The following is a 17,188-nucleotide window of genomic DNA, read 5'->3' on the forward strand; positions in this document are numbered from 1 at the left end:
GCAGCACACGCCTGCGCCGCCGCCACCGCACACTTCAGCTCCTCCAACAACCGAATCTCATCAATCAACCGCACCCGCTCCGCAGCCTCCAAAGCCTCCAACGGGTCACCCAAGGCAGCCCCCTCAGCGCCGTTTGGGCTGGAAACACCAATGGGGCCGGTGGGAGCATTGCTGCCGTCCTTGACGGCCGGGAAGTAGTACATACCTTCTATTTTAGTGTCGGAAACCAGACAATTTGAGGTATCCAGTTACCGGACATCTGCGTCCAATTACTCGTATTTGCCATGGTCAAGTGGCTTAATTACACGTGCCGAATTACTCGTACCGGCGAAAACCCAGCAACGGTCGCAGCACCTGTATTTTGGCACGGCGCAACCGTACGAGCAGGGCAACTAACTACTCCGCAGGTGGCTGGGGCGCAGACCGATCCCGAAGGAAACTGATGAGCAGCCGTGTTCCGAACCCCGTGGCGCCCTTAGTAATCTCATGACGATCCGAACTGGCACGCATGGGCCCGGCGATATCCAGATGTACCCACGGAACACCGCCCACAAACTTCTCCAGGAAGAGCGCGGCCACAATTGCACCGGCTCCAAACTTGAGCGCGGGGGGTGCCACATGCGCCAGGTCGGCCGTATCCGAGGTCAGTGCGAACTCGTACTCATGGACCAGCGGCAGCGGCCAGATGCGGTCTCCTGAAGTGTTGCCGGCCTTTTCCAGGACACTGAGCAGCTCCGGCGCATTGGAGAAGACCGCACCATACTGTTGTCCCAGGCCCACCGCTGCCGCTCCGGTCAGGGTGGCAATGTCCACCAGCACATCAGGCGAAAGCTCCGCGACGGCGTAGGCAAGTGCGTCAGCAAGGACCATCCTGCCCTCGGCGTCAGTGTTGCCGATCTCCACAGTGGTGCCGTCATACGTCCTCACAACGTCACCGGGCCGGTAAGCGGACGCACCAATGGCGTTTTCCGCCAGGGCAAGAACGCCGGTAACGCGGTGCGGGATCTCCAGCGCGGCAGCAGCCTCGACGGCGGCCAGGACCACGGCCGCACCGGCCATGTCCATCTTCATGCTCATCATGGCCTCACGCGGCTTCAGCGAGATGCCGCCGGAATCAAAAGTGATGCCCTTGCCCGCAAGGACAATATGTTCTCCGCCAGTCGCGTCGTCCCCGGCAGGTACATAGGAGATCTGCACCAGACGCGGCGGATTGGCTGCCCCGGAGCCCACGGCCAGCAGGCCGCCGAATCCCTGCCGCAGAAGTTCGGTCTCGTCCAGTACGGAAAGGCGAAGGCCGGCACGATCGGCGACTACACGGCTTTGTGCGGCCATCCACTCCGGAGTGGCAATGTCTGGCGGGAGGTTCGTCAGGTCCCGCGCGAGCAGGACGGCCCGGGCGGTGATTTGTGCCAGTCGCAGCGCCTCGGGATCCAGCCCGGTGAGTTCCATTTCGCTTGCCACGAGGGGGCCGGCTGGTGTTACGCCTTGTCGAGGAGCACGGTATCCCCCCAAGAAGAAACCTTCAAGGAAGGCCTGCTGTGCGTCGGGGGCCAGCCCGTCAACCACTGCCGCGCGTATTCGGCGGGCACCTTTGGTAGCGCGGGCAAGCGCTGCTCCCGCGCGGCGCATGCCCTGGACGGACTCATCGCCCACGCCCACATAAATAAGTTTGGCGGGCAGCTGCCCGGTTTTGCCCGACGGAGGCTCCACCAACAGCGTTTCACCGGCTTTGCCGGTAATTCCCGCAGTGGCCGCGCGGGCAGCCACGTCCACTGAGTACCAAAGCGCCGTCTCAACGGCACCCCGGCGGGGCTGCGGGGTGGGATGCAGCGCGTCCTCGGTATCCGCCCGGACAGACGTTTCCGGGGCCGCCGCCATGGCCACGGCCAAAACGTCGACTCCTTCTTCAGGTGAGGGCTGCAACCCGGTGCCGGCGGTGGGGGCGCCGGTCCGTGCATGCAGTTGCTCCACTGCGGACACAGCCGTCATGGCTGGGTCCGGCAGTGCGGTTCCGGTGGCCTCCCCGCTGGACGGGGCGGGCTTGGATGATCCTCTGGGAGCTCGCTGCATGGGGTTTATTTCCTAGCTCGTGACGCCCAGAAGGCAATCCTTGAGCATGCCCGCTTCCTCGGCGTTCAGCTCAACAACCAAACGTCCGCCGCCGTCAATCGGCACCCGCAGGATAAGGCTTCGCCCTTCCTTGGTGACTTCCATAGGTCCATCCCCTGTACGCGGTTTCATGGCAGCCATGTTCCAGTTCCCCTTTCACAGTGCGCTGTGGGCGATCCCCCAGTCACATGTAATCCTCTGTCGCACGGCCTTGAAAGCTGCTCCGGCGGCAATTGCCCTTCATTATTCCGCACAATGGTGACGCAAACGAAATTTCGTGTGTTCCCCGCCACAGGATCAGGGTGGATAATCACCTCCGCCGGGAAGCGGAGTCCATCTCCAGAGCCACGCAACCCAAACAATCTGCAGCACAAGGAACCCCAGCGCCACTGCTGGGCGGTAGGCACGGGAGCTGCTCAGGGCCGCCAGCGCCAAGCCGAGCGGGAACAGCGGCAACAACAGGCGGAAGGTGCTGGTTAGCGGATTCAGGAAGGCAAACAGGTACATTGCATAAGCCGCACACCACACCTGCATTTCCACTCCGAGTCTGCGCACCGGTTCGGATAGGAGGCAGATAACCACAAGGGCCACCAGGGCAATCAGCGCCGCCGGACCCATCACGGGGCCGAACAACCGTTCCGCCTCGACAAACCACGGATTGAAGACAAGCAGAGTGTCTCCGCGCCAGGCAGTCTCCGTGTCGGTGTAGGCCCGGAGGTCCCCGGTGTAGGCCCATGCCAGCGCGGGCCAGGTCAGCGCTCCCACCCCGGAAGCAGCTGTCAGGACTGCCATCTGCACCGCTTCGGGCCGAGGGAAGGCTTCCTGCCTTCGCAGCGCCCAGCGCCGCAGGAAAAGGATTCCCATCATGAGGGCAAAGGCCACGCCCACAGGTCGGGAGAGGCACATCACGAGCACCACCGGCACGGCCAGCAGGTACCGGCAGGTTATCAGCAGGTACAGCGACGCAGCCAGCAGCAGCAGATTCAGCGACTCGGCATACGGCACCTGCAGAACAGGCGACACCGGGCTCACAGCCAGGAACACGACGCCCCACAGTGCCGTTCCAGAGGAGGCACGGAGCGCGAAAAGGCGATACACCATCAGCGCCGCTCCAAAGCCTGCCGCGGTGGCCACCAGCGGTGCGAGGACTTCCCAGCCCAGACCCGTCACAGCCGCGAGCACCCGCACAACACCCGGGAAGAGCGCGTAGAACGCCCAGGGGTTCTCCTGCGCACGTCCGGTTTCATCGCGCGGGATCGCAGAGGGGTACCCGTCGGAGAAAATACGCTGGTACCACTCGCTGTCCCAGGCGCCAATGAACTGCAGGTACGACGGCGTTCCCTCCCACCCCCAGGGGTTCAGCCCCTGCTGGGCGGCCACGGCCACAAAGACGGCAAACGAGAAGATGCGGGCAAGGGCCCACACAGCCAGGACCTGCACGTACCACGGCCAGCGGCGGCAGACGGAGGCCACCTGCCCCGCTGCTCGTCCCAGCGCTGCGTTAATCCCCGACGGCGGACGGATGTCCCGTTCCGGAGCCGCGTTACCCGCCATGGCGCACCCAGCAGCTTTCCAAATGGTCATTGACGTACCCGGTGGCCTGCAGCATGGCGTAGGCGGTTGTCGGTCCCACAAAACGGAAGCCGCGCTTCTTCAGCGCCTTAGCCAGAGCCATGGATTCCGCCGTGCTGGCGGGAACCTCGGAAATGCTCCGCGGCGCCGGCCGTGACGGGTCGGGCCGGTGCGCCAGCAGCAGCGCTTCCAGGGATTCACCGTCGCGCAGGTCCAACAGGGCACGCGCATTGGCGATGACGGCGTCGATCTTGGCGCGGTTGCGGACAATGCCCGCGTCAGCCATCAACCGCTCCCGGTCTGCATCGGTAAACCGGGCAACCGCGGCGGGATCAAAGCCTGCAAATGCCAGCCGGAACGCCGGCCGCTTGCGCAGGATCGTGATCCAGCTCAGGCCGGATTGGAAGGCTTCCAGGCTCAGGCGTTCAAACAAAGCCGCTTCACCGGTGACCGGCCGGCCCCATTCCTCATCGTGGTACTGCTGGTAGTCGGCACTGGCCACGGCCCAAGGGCAGCGCAGCAGTCCGTCAGCACCTGCCACGGTGCTCATGAAGGTGCCCCGGGGTCCTCCGGAGTCTTACCCGGGGGCTGCCTGGCTGCAGCGAGGGCGGCATCCCGCTCGGCGAGTGCGGATTCCAGCCGGGCCAGGACCGCGTCAACCTGATCCATCCGGTAGCCCCGCAGTCCCACAGAGAACCTCAGCTTCCCGATGTCCGAGGGCTGCACATTCTCGGGCAGCAGGACCGGCGGCAGCCGCGGGTCAGGTTCCACCAATGAGGATGCGCCGTTGACTGCGGCTGGCCCGGCTGCGGGCGCTCCTGCTGCGGGTGGGGCAGGGTGCGAGCGTGGAAGTCCCACGGCTGCAAGGGCCACGCCCCCTGCGGCGAGAACGGCTACGAAGACCAAAAAGGTTGTCACAGGACCATCGTGCCAGACGGGGGCGGCCCTTTCCGGATTTCCTACCACCCCCGGGAGAACGGCGAGCGCTACGGCGAGACGTGTCCGGCACTGTCGCTGATCATGAGTTCAACGGCTTCAGCCGGGTCGTCCACAATGTGGATCAGGGCCAGGTCCTTGGCCGAGATCATGCCCTCCGCCAGCAGCGTGCCCTTGATCCAGTCCATCAGGGGACCCCAGAAGTCCGTGCCGATCAGGACAATCGGGAAGGAGGTGACCTTCTGCGTTTGGACCAGTGTCATGGCCTCAAACAGCTCGTCCATAGTTCCGAACCCTCCCGGCAGGACAATGAACCCCTGGGCATACTTGACGAACATGGTCTTCCGCACAAAGAAGTAGCGGAAGTTGATGCCCAGGTCCACCCAGTCGTTTAGCCCTGTCTCAAAGGGAAGCTCAATGCCCAGGCCCACGGAAAGTCCCTCTGCCTCGACCGCACCCCTGTTCGCGGCCTCCATGGCACCCGGACCGCCGCCGGTGATGACAGCGAGACCCTCCTCCGCCAGCAGCCGCCCCACTTCTTCGCCGAGCTTGTAATACGGGGAGCCGGGCAGGCTACGGGAGGAACCGAAGACACTGACCGCCGGGCCCAGCTCCGACAGCGTGCCGAATCCCTCTACGAACTCGCTCTGGATGCGCAGCACCCGCCACGGGTCGGTATGCGTAAAGTGCGTCTGGTCCTGTGAGTCGAGCAAGTAGCGGTCAGACTGCAGCACTCGAGCCTGCGCCCTGCGAAGTTCCACGGGTCCGCGCTTACGGGGGCTGCCCGGGCGGGCCCGGGAGGTGTTGTCGCTGATTTCCATGATTCAAGGGTAGCCACATGTATGGCTCCGGTCTCACACGCATTACCCGCCCCGTTTGGTTGCTCTTGAGTCACGATTAGCGGCGATTTGTGGAGTGTGACACATTTCCGACACAATCATTGGCTATCTTTTCCTTATGACCCGCGACACTTCCGAAGGCGCAACGCCTGATTCTGCTGCACCTCTTGTCTCTCTCAAGAACGTCAACAAGCACTTTGGCGACCTGCACGTCCTGAAGGACATCAACCTTGAGGTTGCCCGTGGCGAGGTGGTGGTGGTGATTGGCCCCTCCGGTTCCGGAAAGTCGACACTCTGCCGTGCCATCAACCGTCTTGAGACGATCGACGACGGCGAGATCGCCATCGATGGAAAGGTGCTGCCCGCAGAGGGGAAGGCACTGGCGAAGCTCCGCGCCGACGTCGGCATGGTGTTCCAGTCCTTCAACCTGTTCGCCCACAAATCGATCCTTGACAACGTGTCCCTCGGACCGGTCAAGGTCAAGGGCATGAAGAGCGCCGAAGCAAAGAAGCTCTCCATGGAACTGCTGGACCGGGTGGGCGTCGCCAACCAGGCCAACAAGCTTCCGGCCCAGCTCTCCGGCGGGCAGCAGCAGCGGGTGGCCATTGCCCGGGCGCTGGCCATGAAGCCCAAGGTCATGCTTTTCGACGAACCCACCTCGGCGCTTGACCCGGAAATGATCAACGAGGTGCTGGACACCATGGTGTCCCTGGCCAAGGAGGGCATGACCATGATCGTGGTCACCCACGAAATGGGCTTCGCCCGCAAGGCAGCGGACCGCGTGGTGTTCATGGCTGACGGCCAGATCGTCGAAGAAGCCACGCCGGAAGAATTCTTCACCCATCCCAAGAGCCGCCGCGCCAAGGACTTCCTGGGCAAGATCCTCGCCCACTAGCTGCGGCGTCCACGCTGCCGGCCTCACTGCCGCGGCAGCCTTCAAGCGTTCCACTTTCACCAGATTCACCAGTTGGGGGCAACCCCTTGAAGCAAGGCCAACCCGTCCGGGAAGCCGCTATGCAAGGAGAAAACATGCGCAAGACCCGTTACGCCGCAGTGGCATTTGCCGCTGCCGCAGCACTGACCCTATCCGCCTGCGGAGGCGACTCCGGCGACGAGGCCGGAAGCGGCGCAACCGGTGATGGAGAGAAAATCACCGTCGGCATCAAGTTCGACCAGCCCGGCCTGGGTTTCAAGGACGGCAACGACTACACCGGCTTCGACGTGGACGTGGCCAAGTATGTTGCCAACGAACTGGGCTACTCCGAGGACCAGATCGAGTGGAAGGAAACCCCCTCCGCACAGCGCGAGAACGTGCTGGAGAACGGCGAAGTGGACATGATCTTCGCGACGTACTCCATCACTGACGCCCGCAAGGAGCGCGTTGCCTTCGCCGGACCGTACTTTGTTGCCGGACAGGACCTGCTGGTCAACGCCGACAACACAGACATCACCGGCCCCGAGGACCTGAACGGGAAGAACCTGTGCTCCGTCACCGGTTCCACCTCCGCCCAGAAGGTCAAGGACACCCTGGCCTCGGACGTGAATCTGCTGGAGCAGGGCGGCTACGCCAACTGCGTGACCGCCATGCAGGGCGGTCAGATCGATGCCGTCACCACTGACGACATCATCCTCGCCGGCCTGGCTTCCACGGACGCCAATGCAGGCAAGTTCAAGGTGGTGGGCAACCCGTTCTCCGAAGAGAAGTACGGCGTGGGCATCTCCAAGGACAGCACCCAGTGCGAGGCCATCAACACGGCCATCCGCAAGATGGTCGAGGACGGGTCCTGGGCCGAAGCCATCAAGACCAACACCGAAGGCGCCGACTACCAGTTCGACGAGTCCGTCAACCCGCCGGAGCCCGAAGCCTGCGCCTAACCGCGGCCCCGGGGCCGCACCGGCCCCGCACCCATAGTGCATGCGCAGGAAGGTCCCTTCCTGCGCATGCACCGGTTCTTTCACCATAGAAGAGGTACAACATGGGTGATTTCTTCGCCCTCTTCGAGGATGTCCCCGCCGCATTCTGGGTCAACATCCAGCTCGCGTTCTGGGCCGGCCTGGCATCTCTGGTGCTCGGAACACTCCTCGCCGTCATGCGGATTTCCCCTATCGCCAGCCTGCGCTGGTTTGGGACCGCGTACGTCAACATCTTCCGCAACACGCCGCTGACCATCATCATGGTGTTCTCCGTCCTGGCTCTGTGGGGCCAGCTGCAGATCAACCTCAGCTCAGATTTCAAGCTGAACTTCTTCCTGCTTGCGGTACTTTCCCTGAGTGTCTACCACGCTGCCTTTGTCTGCGAAGCCATCCGCAGCGGCGTGAACACCGTGCCGCTGGGACAGGCCGAAGCAGCCCGGTCCATCGGTCTGTCCTTTGTGCCCGCAGCCTGGCTGATTATCCTTCCGCAGGCCTTCCGCGGCGCCGTGGTGCCGCTGGGAAACGTTGTGATTGCCCTGGTGAAGAACACCACGGTGGCCGCTGCCGCGGGCGTGGCTGAGGCTTCCGGACTGATGAAGACACTGATCGAATTCCGGCCCGATGTCATGACTCAGATCTTCCTGGTCTTTGCGCTCGGATTCGTTGTGCTTGTCATTCCCATCGGCCTGCTCACCACGTGGGCTTCAAAGAAACTGGCGGTTAGCCGATGAGCACGCAGGCAGTCCTGTTTGACGTCCCCGGGCCCAAAGCGCGACGCCGGATCCTGGTTTTCAACATCCTTGGCGCACTGTTCGTGCTGGCCATCCTGGGACTCCTTATCAACGGCCTGGCCGAAAAGGACCAGTTTGAGGCAGCCAAGTGGACCCCGTTTGCTGAGTGGTCCACCTGGCGCTACACGCTGCTTCCCGGGCTGCTGCAGACGCTGAAAGCCGCCGGAGTCGCCGTCGTCACCTCCATCGCCTTTGGCCTCATCTTTGGCTTTGGCCGGTTGTCCGGGCTGGCCCCGATTCGGCGGGTATGCGACGTCGTCGTGGAGTTCCTGCGTGCCGTTCCGGTGCTGCTGATGATGATCTTCCTGTACCAGTTCTTCGCCAAGTCCACCCCGATGGAGGCTGCTGACGCTCCGTTCTACGCCGTGGTGGTGGCGCTGACCCTTTACAACGGCTCGGTGATTGCCGAGCTGGTGCGCTCTGGGGTTTTCGGCCTGCCCAAGGGGCAGCGCGAAGCGGGACTGGCGATCGGGCTTACCCCCGGACAGTCCCTGCGCAGCATCGAAATCCCGCAGGCGCTGGTGGCCATGCTGCCGGCGCTGCTCGGCCAGTTTGTGGTGATCCTCAAGGACTCGGCTCTGGGCTACATCATCGGCTACTCCGATTTGCTGGCCAACGCTCAGCGCCTGGGAGCAGGCGACGGCAATATGCTGCCGTCCCTCCTGGTGGCGGCAGCAATCTTCATTGTGATCAATATGCTCCTGACTTTCACTGCACAGCGGCTCTCCCGCCTGCTCGGTGCCCGGTCCGGCAAGCTCCTGGACCAAGAGGACGCCGTTGATCCGGAAGGCGTCGCCGCTCCGGTGAAATAGCAGCACCTCAACACGGGTGAAGGGGAGAACCGGCGCTGCCGGCTCTCCCCTTCACTTGTTTGTTTGCCTACGTGCCTGCGTTAGCTGAGCCAGGTCCGCAGCGCGGTCAGGCAGGCCCGGACGGCGTTGGCGTGCACGTGCTCGTTGTCGGTATGCGCCAGCAGCGCGTCGCCGGGGCCAAAGTTCACGGCCGGAATCCCCAGGGCACTGAACCGGGCAACGTCGGTCCACCCGTACTTGGGCTTGGGTTCCTCGCCGACGACGGCGACAAAGCTCGCCGCCGCGGGCTGGTCCAGTCCGGGACGGGCGCCGGCTGCCGCGTCGGTGCGGACCAGGTCAAAGCCGGAGAGCAGGTTCCGGACATAGGCGTCGGCTTCTTCCACCGACTTGTCCGGAGCGAAGCGGTAGTTGATTTCCACCGTGGCGGCATCCGGAATCACGTTGCCGGCGGTCCCGCCCCAGATCTTCACGGCATTCAGTGATTCCCGGTAGTCCAGGCCCTCCACTGAAACCGTGGCCGGCTCGTGGTCGCGCAGCCGGGTAAGGATTTCCGCGGCCGCATGGATGGCGTTCTCCCCCATCCAGGCCCGGGCTGAGTGTGCGGCTTTGCCGGCCGTAGTGGCGTGAAAGCGCATGGTTCCGTTGCAGCCGCCTTCCACCGTGCCGTTGGTCGGTTCCAGCAGTACGGCAAAGTCTGCCTCCAGCCACTGCGGATAGCTTTCCTGCAGCCGGCCCAGCCCGGATAGTGAGGCCTCGACTTCCTCGTGGTCGTAAAACACGTAGGTGACGTCCCGTGACGGCTCGGCCAGTGCGGCAGCCAGCACCAGCTGCACGGCTACCCCGCCCTTCATGTCCGTGGCCCCGCGCCCGTACAACACTTCGCCCTCCCAGGAAGAGGGAACTGTTCCGCGCGAGCCGGGGACTGTGGGCAGCGGCACGGTGTCCAGGTGCCCGGCAAGGATGACCCGTTCGGCCCGGCCCAGTGACGTGCGCGCCATGACGGAGTCGCCGTCGCGCACAACCTCCAGATGCGGGAGTGCGCGCAGCGCAGCTTCAACGGCGTCCGCCAGCTCCGTCTCGTTGCCGGACACGCTTTCAATGTCCATGAGGTCGGCGGTCAGCAAGGCAACGTCGCGGGTAAGGTCCAGGGTCCGGAAGGTGGATTTCATCATGTTTCCAGCCTACCGAGGTCCGGGCACCCGCCGGGGAAGCGATCCAACACCGACACCGCCGGTGCCGGAGTCGGCGCATCGGTAGACTTAGGCCATGACTTCACCCTCCTCCTCCCCGACCGCCCGCATTGCCTCCGGCCTGGGCCTGGCCACCATCACCAGTAACGGCACGGTGCTGGATGTCTGGTTTCCGCGGCCCCTGCTTGACGCCCGCGACGAAGCCGGTTCATCCGCCGCCAACTCCCTCGCTGCGGAGCTGGAAGCCGCAGCAGCCGCCATGGCCGACGCCGAGCGCGGCACGCACGGCGAGATCCTCCGTACCGAGATCGACCTTGACGCCGCGCCGGCTGACACTGCCGATGCTTACCTGCGCCTGCACCTGCTCTCCACCCGCCTCGCCGCTCCGAACACGCTGAACCTGGACGGAATCTTCGGCAAGCTGCCCAACGTGGTCTGGACCAACTTCGGGCCGTGCGCCGTGGAGGATTTCGAAGCTGTCCGTCTGCGGCTGCGCGCCCGCGGCCCGGTGACCGTGTTCGGCGTGGACAAGTTCCCGCGGATGACCGACTATGTTCTTCCCTCCGGTGTGAGGATCGCCGACGCCGGCCGGGTCCGCCTGGGCGCCCATCTCGCCGAGGGAACCACGGTCATGCACGAGGGTTTCGTGAACTTCAACGCCGGTACTTTGGGAGTCTCCATGGTGGAAGGCCGTATCTCTGCCGGAGTGGTGGTGGGCAACGGCACCGATGTGGGCGGCGGCGCCTCCATTATGGGCACCCTCTCCGGCGGCGGCCGGGAAAAGATTTCCCTCGGCGAGCGGGTCCTGCTGGGCGCCAACTCCGGGGTGGGAATCAGCATCGGCGACGAATCAGTGGTGGAGGCGGGCCTCTACGTGACGGCCGGCACCCGGGTGTCCGTGCTGGTTCCCGGTGCGGAACCGCAGGTTCTCAAGGCAGTGGAGCTTTCCGGTGTGCCGAACCTGCTTTTCCGCCGTAACTCGACCACTGGGGCGGTGGAAGCCCTCGCCCGCAGTGGCGCCAGCGTAGAGCTCAACGCCGCCCTGCACGCCAACTAGGAGCAGCGGCCCGTGCCTCCGACCTCAGGCTTCCGGCGCAGCACCGGGTTCATCCCGGTGCTGGCGCTGGTGGTCCTCTTCCTTGTGGCGGTCACCGTGTATGCGGTGTCCGTGCTCAGCGATTCGGAGGAGAAGAGGCCGGAGCCGGCGGCCTGCACGGCAACAGCGGACGGTGTCTCCTATCATTTGACTCCCGGGCGGACCGAAACGGCCGCCCTGATAGCGGGAATCTCTGTCCGCCGCGGAATGCCGGCGCGGGCAGCCTCGATTGCGGTGGCCACGGCTATCCAGGAGTCCGGACTGCGGAACCTCGATTACGGGGACGACGCCGGACCGGACTCCCGGGGGCTGTTCCAGCAGCGTCCGTCCCAGGGATGGGGCTCTCAGGAGCAGGTGATGGATCCGACGTATGCCGCAAACGCGTTCTACGATGCCCTGGAAAAAGTTCCAAACTACGCGGACCTGCCGCTGACGGTGGCAGCACAGACGGTACAGCGCAGCGCCTTCCCTGACGCGTATGCCGATCACGAAGCCGAGGCCAAGGCATTTGCCTCGGCACTGACCGGCCACTCCCCCGCCGCGCTGACCTGCACCCTTGCACCGCCGTCGTCCTCCGGGAGCCCGGAAGCCGTTCTTGCCGCGATGACGGCGGTTTACGGACCTGTGGAAGCCACTGTTGAAGGAGACCGCGTCACCGTTGCCGGAACCGGCACGTACGGCTGGTCACTGGCACAATGGTCAGTTGCCAACGCCGATTCCCTGTCCCTGGACTCCGTAGCGTTCGCTGAACGCCGGTTCACGCGTGCCTCCGGTACCTGGGATCCCGCTCCGGCCTCGGAAAACGCCGTGGTCCTGACCGTTGTCCGGGTGGCTGAACAGCCCTGAACCGGAGATCGCCACGGGATCCACTAGTCTGAAAGCATGCGAATACTAGTTACCGGAGGCACCGGATACATCGGATCCCATACGACGTTGGCCCTGCTGGAAGCGGGCCATGACGTTGTGGTCCTGGATAATCTGGTCAATTCCAGCGAAGAATCCCTGAACCGGGTCCAGGACCTCGCCGGACGCAAGGCCGCCTTTGTGCAGGCCGATCTGCTGGATGAGGGCGCTGTCGACAGCGTTTTTGCCGAGCACAGTATTGACGCCGTCATCCATTTTGCCGGGCTGAAAGCCGTGGGCGAATCCGTGGCGAAGCCCCTGTATTACTACCACAACAACGTGGGCGGCACCCTGAACCTGTTGCGCATGATGGACAAGCACAATGTCCGGACGCTGGTCTTCAGCTCCTCCGCCACCGTCTACGGAGCCAGCGAAGAGGTTCCGCTGATCGAGAAGATGCCCATGGATGCGGTAAACCCCTACGGGCGCACCAAGGAACAGATCGAAGACATCCTGGCCGATCTGGGCGCTGCTGACGACCGCTGGAACATCGCACTGCTGCGCTACTTCAATCCCGTGGGCGCCCATGAGTCCGGCCGGATCGGCGAAGACCCCACGGGCGTACCCAACAACCTGCTGCCGTTCGTTGCCCAGGTAGCGGTGGGCCGCCGGGACAAAGTCATGGTCTTCGGCAATGACTATCCCACCCCTGACGGCACCGGCGTGCGCGACTACATCCATGTGGTGGACCTCGCCGCAGGCCACCTTGCCGCCCTGGACTACATCACCACCAAGCCGGGAGTTCGCCGCTGGAACCTGGGAACCGGCAACGGCTCCTCCGTGCTGGACGTGCTTGCCGCCTTCTCCAAGGCCGCCGGCAAGGAGATCCCCTATGAGTTCGCACCGCGGCGTCCCGGAGATGCTGCCGTCAGCTACGCCGATCCCTCAGCGGCGCTGGCGGACCTCGGCTGGTCCGCGCACCGCACCCTTGATGCCATGTGCGAGGACCACTGGCGCTGGCAGAAGAACAATCCGCAGGGCTACGCCGCGTCCTAGCGGGCTGATAACCAAGCAAAGGGCCCCCGGACAATCCGATCGGATTTCCGGGGGCCCTTTGTTGTTGCTACAAGACTGTCCAGCTGCTGCTGCGAGCCTAGCGCGTGGGGTAGTTGCGCTCGGCGGAGCCGATGTAGAGCTGGCGCGGACGCCCGATCTTTGTCTGCGGATCCAGCATCATCTCGCGCCACTGGGCAATCCAGCCCGGCAGGCGGCCAATGGCGAAGAGCACCGTGAACATCTTCTCCGGGAAGCCCATGGCCTTGTAGATCAGGCCGGTGTAGAAGTCCACGTTCGGGTACAGCTTGCGCTCAATGAAGTAATCATCGGCCAGTGCCTTCTCTTCCAGGCGCATGGCGATTTCCAGCAGCTCGTCGTTGCCTCCGAGCTTGGCCAGGATGTCATGGGCAGTGGACTTGACGATCTTGGCGCGCGGATCGTAGTTCTTGTAGACGCGGTGTCCGAAGCCCATGAGCTTCACGCCGTCTTCCTTGTTCTTGACCTTCTCCATGAAGGTTTCCGGTGCCATGCCCGTGGACTTGATCTCCCGGAGCATGTTCAGCACGGCCTCGTTGGCGCCGCCGTGCAGCGGTCCGGAGAGCGCGCTGATGCCGGCGGAAACGGAGGTGAACATGTTGGCGCCGGCGCTGCCCACCAGGCGGACAGTGGAGGTGGAGCAGTTCTGCTCATGGTCCGCATGCAGGACCAGCAGCTGATCCAGTGCCTTGACCAGGTCCGGATCGATTTCGTACGGTTCGGCGGGCAATCCGAAGCTCAGCCGCATGAAGTTTTCCACGAGGTTCATGGAGTTGTCCGGGTAGAGCATGGGCTGGCCGATGCTCTTCTTGTGCGCGTACGCCGCGATGACCGGAAGCTTCGCCATCAGGCGGATGGTGGAGAGTTCCACCTGCTCTTCGTCGAACGGGTCCAGGGAATCCTGGTAGAAGGTGGAGAGGGCGCTCACAGCCGAGGACAGCACCGGCATCGGGTGGGCGTCACGGGGGAATCCGCCGAAGAAACCCTTGAGGTCTTCGTGCAGCAGCGTGTGCCGGCGGATCCGCTGGTCAAAATCGTCCAGCTCGGCGGGAGTGGGAAGGTTTCCATAAATCAGGAGATAGGACGTTTCCAGGAAGCTTGAGTGCTTGGCCAGCTGCTCAATCGGGTAACCGCGGTAGCGCAGAATGCCGGCGTCGCCGTCAATATACGTAATAGCGGACTTCGTGGAGGCGGTATTCATGAAGCCGGGGTCATAGGTGACGGTGCCGGTCTGCTTCAGCAGCTTGGAGACATCGAGGCCCTCGTTGCCTTCCACGGCCGCAACCCGGGGAAGTTCCAGGCGGTCTTCGGTGTTTTCCCCGTAGTGCAGCTGTGCACTGGGACGCTCAGTCATTAAGTCTCCTTCAGGAGTTTGAAGAAACCAGAGCTACGGGCGTCGCATGGATTGGGGGCGCCCATAGTGTCAATTCCGCTAGATCTATTTACGCAAAACGCTACCCTTTCGGCAGGCTTTACAACTAATCGTGGGACCGGTTGTTGTTCAAGCGAAACATACTGCTCTGCCGGTAAACCCGTTATAAGGCGGCAGCACTTAGCCGCCGGGCGGCAGCTGCCACCCGCTCGTCGGAGCCGGTCAGCGCAATCCGAACAAAGCCTGCACCGGCGTCTCCGTAGATGACGCCGGGTCCGGAAACAATACCCAGCCGGGCCAGCCGTTCCACGGTGGCCCAGGTGTCTTCACCGGCGGTTGCCCACAGATAAAGTCCCGCTTCGGAGTGATGGATCCGCAGGCCAAAGGCCTCAAGCGCCGGCACCAGCAGCTCGCGGCGGGCACGGTAGCGGTCCTTCTGCTCCACCACATGCGTGTCGTCTGCCAGCGCGGCCTCCATGGCTGCCTGGACCGGTGCGGGCACAATCATGCCGGCGTGCTTGCGGCTGTTCACCAGGTTGGCGATGATGGCGCCGTCACCGGCTACAAAAGCGGCCCGGTAGCCGGCAATGTTGGACTGCTTGCTCAGGGAATAGACCGAGAGGAGAAGCTCATTGCTGCCGCCGCTGACTGCCGGATCCAGAACACTCGGCACCGGCGAACCGCCCCGGGAGGGGTCCCATTCTTCCCAGCCCAGTTCGGCGTAGCATTCATCCGACGCGACCACTGCGCCGGCAGCCCGGGCGGAATCCACCAGGGCCCGCAGTGAGGAAGCTGACCGCACGATCCCGGTGGGATTGCCCGGTGAATTAACCCAGACCAGCCGCACCCGGGCACGGACGTCGTCGTCGAGCTCGTCCAAGCTATCCGCCGCCACGGCAGTGGCACCGGCCAGGACGGCCCCCATGTCATAGGTGGGGTAGGCAACGGTGGGGCGAACGACGACGTCGCCCTCCCCCAGTCCCAGCAGCAGCGGCAGCCAGGCCACCAGTTCCTTGGAACCGACGGTGGGCATGATGTTCTGCGGATCCAGGCCCGGAACCCCGCGGCGGCGTGCGTACCACGCGGCAATTGCTTCGCGGAGGGACTGTGTCCCGTGCGTAGTGGGGTATCCGGGAGCGTTGGCTGCAGCTGACAGGGCCTCGCGGATGACCGCCGGAGTCGGGTCGACCGGTGTCCCGATGGACAGATTGACGGCACCGTCCGGATGCTCGGACGCCAGCTTGGCGTAGGGTGCCATTGCCTCCCACGGGTACTCCGGCAGGTCCAGTCCGAAGGTCCGGGACGGTGCGCCGCTCATGCCTCTTGGTTCTGCGGAGGCAGGACGGCAATGATCGGGTGGTCCTTGTGCGTGTTGCCGATCTTGGCGGCGCCGCCGGGAGAGCCCAGATCGTCAAAGAACTCAACGTTGGCCTTGTAGTACTCGGCCCATTCTTCGGGCGTGTCATCCTCGTAGTAAATGGCTTCGACGGGGCAGACCGGCTCACAGGCACCGCAGTCGACGCACTCGTCCGGGTGAATGTAGAGGGAGCGTTCACCTTCATAGATGCAGTCCACCGGGCATTCCTCAATACATGCCTTGTCTTTTACATCTACGCATGGCTGCGCAATTACGTACGTCACGTCCCTTGCCTTCCTGATCTGCGGACTATCCCGGACGGGAAAAATCCACGAAGTGATGGTTCCACGTTAGTAGCCCAGACCATTATCTCCCAGCCGGACCCTGCCCGAGTACCATGTAACGGTGAACGTTCCGAGCCCTGCTGCCGTCCTTCGTGCCCTCCCCGACGGCGCGCGCGTGGTGGTCCGCTACCGCATTGAGGGCGGCTTCACCGACGTGCTGGGCTATTTGGTGGCGGCTGCCGAAGAGGACGTCACCGTGGCGGGTAGGCGGGGAAACATCACGGTTCCCTATGCTCTGGTCACCGCTGCCAAGCAGGTTCCGCCGCCGCCCGAACGGCGTGCACCCCGGCGCTGAGTTCCCTTTCGCAGCTGACGGCCGGTGGACCCTGGGTCCAAATGGACCTTGGCTCCAAATGGACCTTGGCTCCAAAAAAGCAGGCGCCGCAGTTTCCCGCGGCGCCTGCTTTTTGTTGTACGACTTCTGTGGGGAGCGAGTACTAGCCCTGATACGGGGGCTGGACCATAGCTTGCCGCTGTGCTGCGTTCGCCTCCGCGGCTACGCGGCGGGCCTTAGCCAGGACCCGCGAGGTGATCATCAGGGCAGCGATGGTGGCTACCGCCTGTCCGAACAGCCAGATGCGGCCTGCCAGGACTATGCCGGGCTGCTCCTCAAGGACAGTACCGGTGATGATCAGCGGAGTGTCCCAGAGGTCCAGAGTGAAGAGGCCCAGCACAACATAGGCCAACAATCCCGCCACCGCACTCCACACCGCGTTACCGGCCCAAAGACCGGCAAAGACGGTTGCAGCGCAGCTGAGGATCAGTGCCGCAACTGCACCCAACGGCAGGGCAGTGTCCCCGAGGTACAGGATCTGGGCATGCAGCCCGGTTCCCAGCACGGAGGCCAGCAGCCCGCCAAGCACAGCTGCCACCGGGCCCCGCCAGCGCGGAGCCCGGTGCAGCGGCACTGAAGCCGTGGTA

General features: G+C 64.0%; 20 protein-coding genes. 8 read left to right on the top strand and 12 right to left on the bottom strand.

Going from position 1 to position 17,188, the window contains the following annotated elements:
* The 7 genes from ABIB35_RS00005 to ABIB35_RS00035 all read right to left on the bottom strand — a co-directional run.
* On the bottom strand, positions 1-203 hold a 203-nt coding region (locus ABIB35_RS00005; RefSeq protein WP_354177850.1), incomplete at its 3' end, for a hypothetical protein.
* Between the two features lie 193 nt (positions 204-396).
* Positions 397-2,070, bottom strand: coding sequence for a leucyl aminopeptidase family protein (locus ABIB35_RS00010; RefSeq protein ID WP_354177851.1), 1,674 nt, complete (start codon positions 2,068-2,070; stop codon positions 397-399).
* Positions 2,071-2,082: 12 nt separating this feature from the next.
* A complete protein-coding gene (locus tag ABIB35_RS00015; protein WP_354177852.1) occupies positions 2,083-2,250 on the bottom strand; it encodes a DUF3117 domain-containing protein in 168 nt (55 codons plus the stop codon).
* A gap of 156 nt (positions 2,251-2,406) precedes the next feature.
* Positions 2,407-3,693 carry a putative hexosyltransferase gene (locus ABIB35_RS00020; RefSeq protein WP_354177853.1) on the bottom strand — a complete coding sequence of 429 codons (1,287 nt, stop codon included), beginning with the start codon at positions 3,691-3,693 and terminating at the stop codon, positions 2,407-2,409.
* Positions 3,653-4,231, bottom strand: coding sequence for a DNA-3-methyladenine glycosylase I (locus tag ABIB35_RS00025; protein WP_354177854.1), 579 nt, complete (start codon positions 4,229-4,231; stop codon positions 3,653-3,655). Before ABIB35_RS00025 ends, ABIB35_RS00020 begins: the two co-directional genes overlap by 41 nt.
* Positions 4,228-4,599, bottom strand: coding sequence for a DivIVA domain-containing protein (locus tag ABIB35_RS00030; RefSeq protein ID WP_354177856.1), 372 nt, complete (start codon positions 4,597-4,599; stop codon positions 4,228-4,230). The genes ABIB35_RS00025 and ABIB35_RS00030 overlap by 4 nt, the downstream gene beginning before the upstream one ends.
* Before the next feature lie 68 nt (positions 4,600-4,667).
* Positions 4,668-5,438: an LOG family protein gene (locus ABIB35_RS00035; RefSeq protein WP_354177858.1), complete on the bottom strand. Its 771-nt coding sequence runs from the start codon at positions 5,436-5,438 to the stop codon at positions 4,668-4,670.
* 136 nt (positions 5,439-5,574) lie between these two features.
* Here ABIB35_RS00035 and ABIB35_RS00040 point away from each other — a divergent pair, with 136 nt between their 5' ends.
* The 4 genes from ABIB35_RS00040 to ABIB35_RS00055 all read left to right on the top strand — a co-directional run bounded on the left by ABIB35_RS00040 (position 5,575) and on the right by ABIB35_RS00055 (position 8,973).
* A complete protein-coding gene (locus ABIB35_RS00040) occupies positions 5,575-6,351 on the top strand; it encodes an amino acid ABC transporter ATP-binding protein (protein WP_354177860.1) in 777 nt (258 codons plus the stop codon).
* 134 nt (positions 6,352-6,485) lie between these two features.
* Positions 6,486-7,331, top strand: a complete 846-nt coding sequence (locus ABIB35_RS00045; RefSeq protein ID WP_354177862.1) for a glutamate ABC transporter substrate-binding protein — start codon at positions 6,486-6,488, stop codon at positions 7,329-7,331.
* Positions 7,332-7,432: 101 nt separating this feature from the next.
* Complete coding sequence (locus ABIB35_RS00050) at positions 7,433-8,101, top strand: amino acid ABC transporter permease (protein WP_354177864.1); 669 nt, start codon at positions 7,433-7,435, stop codon at positions 8,099-8,101.
* Complete coding sequence (locus ABIB35_RS00055) at positions 8,098-8,973, top strand: amino acid ABC transporter permease (RefSeq protein ID WP_354177866.1); 876 nt, start codon at positions 8,098-8,100, stop codon at positions 8,971-8,973. Before ABIB35_RS00050 ends, ABIB35_RS00055 begins: the two co-directional genes overlap by 4 nt.
* A gap of 80 nt (positions 8,974-9,053) precedes the next feature.
* Here the strand turns inward: ABIB35_RS00055 and dapE are convergent, their stop codons facing one another.
* A complete protein-coding gene (gene dapE / locus ABIB35_RS00060; RefSeq protein ID WP_354177868.1) occupies positions 9,054-10,145 on the bottom strand; it encodes a succinyl-diaminopimelate desuccinylase in 1,092 nt (363 codons plus the stop codon).
* A 94-nt stretch (positions 10,146-10,239) separates the two neighbouring features.
* On the opposite strand from dapE, the gene dapD reads away from it, so the two are divergent.
* The 3 genes from dapD to galE are packed head-to-tail and all read left to right on the top strand — an operon-like array spanning position 10,240 to position 13,158.
* The gene (gene dapD, locus ABIB35_RS00065) at positions 10,240-11,220 is read left to right on the top strand and encodes a 2,3,4,5-tetrahydropyridine-2,6-dicarboxylate N-succinyltransferase (RefSeq protein ID WP_354177870.1); all 981 of its coding nucleotides are present in this window, start codon (positions 10,240-10,242) and stop codon (positions 11,218-11,220) included.
* Positions 11,221-11,232: 12 nt separating this feature from the next.
* The gene (locus ABIB35_RS00070) at positions 11,233-12,105 is read left to right on the top strand and encodes a hypothetical protein (protein WP_354177872.1); all 873 of its coding nucleotides are present in this window, start codon (positions 11,233-11,235) and stop codon (positions 12,103-12,105) included.
* Between the two features lie 36 nt (positions 12,106-12,141).
* Entirely contained in the window at positions 12,142-13,158 is a 1,017-nt protein-coding gene (galE, locus tag ABIB35_RS00075; protein ID WP_354177874.1) for a UDP-glucose 4-epimerase GalE, read from the top strand.
* 97 nt (positions 13,159-13,255) lie between these two features.
* Here galE and ABIB35_RS00080 read toward each other — a convergent pair whose 3' ends face one another.
* The 3 genes from ABIB35_RS00080 to fdxA form a co-directional block, all read right to left on the bottom strand.
* On the bottom strand, positions 13,256-14,548 hold the full coding sequence (locus ABIB35_RS00080; protein ID WP_354177876.1) for a citrate synthase: 1,293 nt from the start codon (positions 14,546-14,548) through the stop codon (positions 13,256-13,258).
* A 181-nt stretch (positions 14,549-14,729) separates the two neighbouring features.
* Entirely contained in the window at positions 14,730-15,884 is a 1,155-nt protein-coding gene (gene dapC, locus ABIB35_RS00085) for a succinyldiaminopimelate transaminase (RefSeq protein WP_354177878.1), read from the bottom strand.
* The gene (gene fdxA / locus ABIB35_RS00090; RefSeq protein ID WP_229964965.1) at positions 15,881-16,207 is read right to left on the bottom strand and encodes a ferredoxin; all 327 of its coding nucleotides are present in this window, start codon (positions 16,205-16,207) and stop codon (positions 15,881-15,883) included. Before fdxA ends, dapC begins: the two co-directional genes overlap by 4 nt.
* 121 nt (positions 16,208-16,328) lie before the next feature.
* On the opposite strand from fdxA, the gene ABIB35_RS00095 reads away from it, so the two are divergent.
* The gene (locus tag ABIB35_RS00095; protein WP_354177880.1) at positions 16,329-16,562 is read left to right on the top strand and encodes a putative acetyltransferase; all 234 of its coding nucleotides are present in this window, start codon (positions 16,329-16,331) and stop codon (positions 16,560-16,562) included.
* A 142-nt stretch (positions 16,563-16,704) separates the two neighbouring features.
* On the opposite strand, the gene ABIB35_RS00100 is transcribed toward ABIB35_RS00095, so the two are convergent.
* Positions 16,705-17,175: a hypothetical protein gene (locus tag ABIB35_RS00100; RefSeq protein ID WP_354177882.1), complete on the bottom strand. Its 471-nt coding sequence runs from the start codon at positions 17,173-17,175 to the stop codon at positions 16,705-16,707.
* Between the last annotated feature and the right edge of the window lie 13 nt (positions 17,176-17,188).

Source organism: Arthrobacter sp. UYP6 (assembly GCF_040547315.1).
Taxonomy (GTDB): domain Bacteria; phylum Actinomycetota; class Actinomycetes; order Actinomycetales; family Micrococcaceae; genus Arthrobacter_B.

Bases quoted from the DNA above. Each gene is read 5' to 3' on its own strand.
- ABIB35_RS00010 (WP_354177851.1), bottom strand. From the start codon at position 2,070: ATGCAGCGAGCTCCCAGAGGATCATCCAAGCCCGCCCCGTCCAGCGGG.
- ABIB35_RS00015 (WP_354177852.1), bottom strand. From the start codon at position 2,250: ATGGCTGCCATGAAACCGCGTACAGGGGATGGACCTATGGAAGTCACC.
- ABIB35_RS00020 (WP_354177853.1), bottom strand. From the start codon at position 3,693: ATGACCATTTGGAAAGCTGCTGGGTGCGCCATGGCGGGTAACGCGGCT.
- ABIB35_RS00025 (WP_354177854.1), bottom strand. From the start codon at position 4,231: ATGAGCACCGTGGCAGGTGCTGACGGACTGCTGCGCTGCCCTTGGGCC.
- ABIB35_RS00035 (WP_354177858.1), bottom strand. From the start codon at position 5,438: ATGGAAATCAGCGACAACACCTCCCGGGCCCGCCCGGGCAGCCCCCGT.
- ABIB35_RS00040 (WP_354177860.1), top strand. From the start codon at position 5,575: ATGACCCGCGACACTTCCGAAGGCGCAACGCCTGATTCTGCTGCACCT.
- ABIB35_RS00045 (WP_354177862.1), top strand. From the start codon at position 6,486: ATGCGCAAGACCCGTTACGCCGCAGTGGCATTTGCCGCTGCCGCAGCA.
- ABIB35_RS00050 (WP_354177864.1), top strand. From the start codon at position 7,433: ATGGGTGATTTCTTCGCCCTCTTCGAGGATGTCCCCGCCGCATTCTGG.
- ABIB35_RS00055 (WP_354177866.1), top strand. From the start codon at position 8,098: ATGAGCACGCAGGCAGTCCTGTTTGACGTCCCCGGGCCCAAAGCGCGA.
- dapE (WP_354177868.1), bottom strand. From the start codon at position 10,145: ATGATGAAATCCACCTTCCGGACCCTGGACCTTACCCGCGACGTTGCC.
- dapD (WP_354177870.1), top strand. From the start codon at position 10,240: ATGACTTCACCCTCCTCCTCCCCGACCGCCCGCATTGCCTCCGGCCTG.
- galE (WP_354177874.1), top strand. From the start codon at position 12,142: ATGCGAATACTAGTTACCGGAGGCACCGGATACATCGGATCCCATACG.
- ABIB35_RS00080 (WP_354177876.1), bottom strand. From the start codon at position 14,548: ATGACTGAGCGTCCCAGTGCACAGCTGCACTACGGGGAAAACACCGAA.
- dapC (WP_354177878.1), bottom strand. From the start codon at position 15,884: ATGAGCGGCGCACCGTCCCGGACCTTCGGACTGGACCTGCCGGAGTAC.